Below are 798 nucleotides of genomic sequence, written 5' to 3'. Positions count from 1 at the left end.
ACTACCAAGTAATTCAATGTGATCGTTATGCGCTGTTTCCTATGACACGTTATCGCACCATGTGGACTTGGTTAGAAAACAGCTTGGGGGATTGGGCTTCTCCGGCGGGGAGCTTGTACTATATCGTCGCTCGTAAACGAACGTACCCTCTCAAGCCAATCAAACCACATTGGCGTCTAAAGAAAAAACTGACGCCGCTTGGCGTGATGAACCGAGAGGGATTTGGTGTGAAGAGAGTGTCGAGCCAGCGCTACTAGCGTATTAAGATGGCTGGTAGCCTGTATCTTCTTCTGTTGGGTTTTCTGCTGCTGTGCGGGCGAGTTCATCACAGATTTCGTTTTCTCTGTGTCCAGCATGGCCTTTAACCCAATGCCAATCCACTTGGTGGCGTGCCGTTTCTTTATCCAGTGCTTGCCATAAATCGGCGTTCTTCACGGGCTTTTTATCTGCGGTTTTCCAGCCGCGTTTTTTCCAGTTGTGAATCCACTGCGTGATCCCTTGGCGCACGTACTGACTATCGGTCGTCAGCGTGACACGGCACGGCTCTTTCAGTGTTTGCAGGGCGACAACAGCGGCTAACATTTCCATGCGATTGTTGGTGGTGAGGGTGTAGCCTTTGGAGAGCGTCTTTTCTACGTCTTTGTAGCGTAAGACGATGCCGTAGCCACCAGGGCCTGGATTTCCTAAACAAGATCCGTCTGTGAACATCTCAACGTGTTTGGTCATATTCTTGGTACTATTAGCCGAAACATTTAATAAAGCATAGTCTGACATACATAACCTTATGAATACCAGCAG

At 48.7% G+C, this 798-nt stretch carries 1 protein-coding gene and 1 pseudogene; one reads left to right on the top strand and one right to left on the bottom strand.

Going from position 1 to position 798, the window contains the following annotated elements; translation table 11 throughout:
* Nucleotides 1–257, top strand: a pseudogene (locus R8O11_RS26720) (SAM-dependent methyltransferase); the annotation flags it as partial.
* A 4-nt stretch (nucleotides 258–261) separates the two neighbouring features.
* On the opposite strand, the gene rnhA reads toward R8O11_RS26720, so the two are convergent.
* Nucleotides 262–726, bottom strand: a complete 465-nt coding sequence (gene rnhA, locus R8O11_RS26715; RefSeq protein ID WP_318194811.1) for a ribonuclease HI — start codon at nucleotides 724–726, stop codon at nucleotides 262–264.
* Nucleotides 727–798 lie beyond the last annotated feature (72 nt).

This window comes from Vibrio sp. 1288 (genome assembly GCF_033344475.1).
This window is presented reverse-complemented; position numbering and strand designations above follow the sequence as displayed.

Bases quoted from the DNA above. Each gene is read 5' to 3' on its own strand.
- rnhA (WP_318194811.1), bottom strand. From the start codon at position 726: ATGACCAAACACGTTGAGATGTTCACAGACGGATCTTGTTTAGGAAAT.